The following is a 3,729-nucleotide window of genomic DNA, read 5'->3' on the forward strand; positions in this document are numbered from 1 at the left end:
ACTGCTGGCGCGGGTCAGGGCGGCGACGTTGGGCGCGCAGGAGCACCAGGACCTGCCGTTCGAGCAGGTGGTCGAAGCGGTGCGCCCGGCGCGCAGCCTGTCCCACATGCCGGTGTTCCAGGTGACCTTCGCCTGGCAGGACTTCGAGCAGGGCCGTTTCGACCTGCCGGGCCTGAGCGTGGAGGCGACGGGCCGGGCGCCGACCACGGCGAAGTTCGACCTGACCTTGAACCTCGGGGAGTCCCGGGGCCGGATCGTCGGCGGTATCGAGTACGCGGCGGCGCTGTTCGACCGGGAAACGGTGGAGCGGTTCGGCGGCTATCTGCGCCGGGCGCTGGAGGAGATGGTTGCGGACCCGGAACGGCCCTCGGCCGCCTTGCCGCTGCTGTCGCAGGAAGAGCGCCACCGGCTGCTGGTGGAGTGGAACGACACCGCGGCGGCGTATCCCCGGGAACGCTGCCTGCACGAGCTGTTCGAGGAGCAGGTCGCGCGCAGCCCCGACGCGGCGGCGGTCGTCTTCGAGGGCACGGCGCTCACCTACCGCGAGCTGAACGCGCGGGCGAACCGGTTGGCGCACCGCCTGCGCGCGTTCGGCGTGAAGCCCGACGACCGGGTCGCGATCTGCGTCGAGCGGTCGGCCGGGATGGTCGCGGGCCTGCTGGGCATCCTGAAGGCGGGCGGGGCCTATGTGCCGCTCGACCCCGCCTATCCGGCGGAGCGGCTGGCGCTCATGCTCCGCGACAGCACGCCGGTCGCGGCGCTGACGCACGGACCGGCCAGGGCGGCACTGGCGGCGGCGATGGCCGGGCTGGAGACGCTCCCGCCGGTGCTGGACCTGGAGGAGGACGACGGGTCCGCACCCGATGCGGACCCGCGGGTGCCGGGCCTGACCAGCCGCAACCTCGCCTACATCATCTACACCTCCGGCTCGACCGGCGCGCCTAAGGGCGCCATGATCGAGCACGCCAGCATCGTGAACCTGATCGAGTGCGGCCGCAGGGCGGTTTCCGCCCGGACCCTGGAACGGGCGCTGTTCTCCACGTCGATCTGCTTCGACCTCTCGGTCTACGAATGTTTCCTGCCGCTGGTCTGCGGCGGTGCGGTGGAGGTGGTCGAGGACGTGCTGGCATTGAGCCACTCGACCGTCGCGCCGACCTCGATCGATTCGGTCCCGTCGGCGATGGCCGCGCTGGTCGAGGAGGGTGCCGTCCCGGGCACGGTGCGTGGCGTCGTCCTCGGGGGCGAGTTGCTGACGCGGCCGCTGGTGGAGGCGATCTTCCGTACGACGGCCGTCGAGGAAGTCTGCAACGTCTATGGGCCGAGCGAGACGACGACCTTCTCCACCTGGGTCCGCATGGACCGCCGGAGCGGATACGTCGGCCATATCGGCCGCCCGGTCGCGAACACGCGGATCTACCTGCTGGACGCACGGATGGAACCGGTGCCGACCGGAGTGGCGGGCGAGATCTGGATCGGCGGCGCGGGGGTCGCGCGCGGCTACCTGAACCGCCCGGAACTGACGGCGCAGCGCTTCGCCGCCAGCCCGTTCGTGGACGGCGACCGGCTGTACAGGACCGGCGACCTCGGCCGCTACCTGCCGGACGGGAACATCGAGTTCGCGGGCCGCACCGATTTCCAGGTCAAGATTCGCGGCTTCCGGATCGAGCCGGGCGAGATCGAGGCGCGGCTGCTCGATCATCCCGGCGTGCGCGAGGCGGCGGTGCTGGCGCGCGAGGACCAGCCCGGCGGCAAGCGGCTGGTCGCCTACGTCACCGGCGAGGCGGAGCCTTCGTCCCTGCGCGGGCATCTGTCCTCGGTCCTGCCGGACTACATGGTGCCGGCCGCCTATGTGCGGCTTGCGGCGATGCCGTTCACGCCGAGCGGCAAGCTGGACCGCAAGGCGCTGCCGGCGCCGGACGGCAGCGCCTACGCATCCGAAGCCTACGAGGCGCCGTCCGGCCCGGTCGAAGACGCGCTGGCGGCGATCTGGGGCGAGGTGCTGGGCCTGGAGCGGGTTGGCCGGGGCGACGACTTCTTCGATCTCGGCGGCCATTCGCTGCTCGCGGTGCGCGTGGTCTCCAGGATCCGGCAGGTCCTGGGCGTGGAGGTCGCGCTGACGGCCCTGTTCGGGCATTCCCTGCTGCGGGATTTCGCCAGGGTCCTGGCCGAGGGCGGGGGTGAGGCGCTGCCGCCCGTAATGCCGGGGGAGCGGGGCGACCGGCCGCCGCTTTCCTTCGCGCAGCAGCGGCTATGGTTCCTGGCGCGGATGGGCGGCGGCGCCAGCGAGGCCTACCATGTCTCGCTGGGCTTCCGGCTGCGGGGGCGGCTGGACGAGGCGGCGCTGAAGAAGGCGCTAGACCGGCTCGTGGGCCGGCACGAGGCCCTGCGCACGACCTTCGCCGATGCCGACGGGGAGCCGTTCCTGCGGATCGGCGATCCGGGCCGGGGCTTCGAACTGCGCTCGGACGACCTCTCGGGCGCTGCCGATCCCGAGGGTGGGCTCGACGGCCTGATGGCGGCCGAGGAGGAGGCGCCGTTCGATTTGGGGCGGGGGCCCCTGGTCCGGGGCCGGCTGGTCCGGCTGGCGGCAAACGACCACGTGCTGCTGGTCACCCTGCACCACATCGTCGCGGATGGCTGGTCGATGGGCGTGCTGGCCCGGGAGCTGAGCGCGTTGTACCGGGCTTACGCGGAAGGCGGCGAGGACCCGCTGGAGCCGCTGGCGGTGCAGTATGCCGATTATGCCGCTTGGCAGCGGCGCTGGCTGTCGGGCGAGGTGCTCACGAGGCAGAGCACCTATTGGCGCGAGACGCTGTCCGGCGCGCCGGCGCTTCTGGAGCTGCCGACCGACCGGCGGCGGCCGGCGCAGCAGGACTATGCCGGCGGCTTCGTGGGCCTGGAGTTCGACGAGGCGCTGACGGCGACGCTGAAGGCGCTGGGCCAGCGGCAGGGGACGACGCCGTTCATGACGGTGCTGGCGGGCTGGGCGCTGGTGCTCTCGCGCCTGTCGGGCCAGGAGGACGTCGTGGTCGGCACGCCGGTCGCGAACCGCACGCGCGCCGAGGTCGAAGGGCTGATCGGCTTCTTCGCCAACACGCTGGCGCTGCGCGTGGACCTGTCGGGCTCGCCGAGTGCGGAGGAACTGCTGGCGCGGGTCAGGGCGGTGGCGCTGGGCGCGCAGGAACACCAGGACCTGCCGTTCGAGCAGGTGGTGGAACTGGTCAAGCCGGTACGAAGCCTGTCCCACACGCCCGTCTTCCAGGTCACCTTCGCGTGGCAGAACTTCGAGCAGGGGCGTTTCGACCTGCCGGGCCTGAGCGTGGAGGCGATGGGCCGGCCGCCGACCACCGCGAAGTTCGACCTGACCCTCGGTCTCGACGAGTTCGGGGGCCGGATCGTCGGCGGGATCGAGTACGCGGCGGCACTGTTCGACCGGGAAACGGTGGAGCGGTTCGGCGGCTATCTGCGCCGGGCGCTGGAGGAGATGGTTGCGGACCCGGAACGGCCTGCGGCGGCCTTGCCGCTGCTGCCGCAGGACGCGCGTCGTCGGCTGCTGGAGGATGGGGGCCGGATCGAGGCTTACCCGGCGGAGCGCTGCATCCACGAGCTGTTCGAGGCGCAGGCGGCGCGCGACCCGCAGGCGACGGCGGTGACCTTCGAGGGCCGCAGCCTGAGCTACGGCGCCCTGAACGCACGCGCCAACCGGCTGGCGCGCCATCTGCGCACGCT

General features: G+C 72.3%; 1 protein-coding gene. It reads left to right on the plus strand.

Features of this window, described 5'->3' with window-relative positions:
• On the plus strand, positions 1-3,729 hold a 3,729-nt coding region (locus VGO20_RS10785), incomplete at both ends, for an amino acid adenylation domain-containing protein (RefSeq protein WP_327502340.1).

The sequence above is a fragment of the Arenibaculum sp. genome (assembly GCF_035998295.1).
Taxonomy (GTDB): Bacteria; Pseudomonadota; Alphaproteobacteria; order Azospirillales; family Azospirillaceae; genus DASYHS01.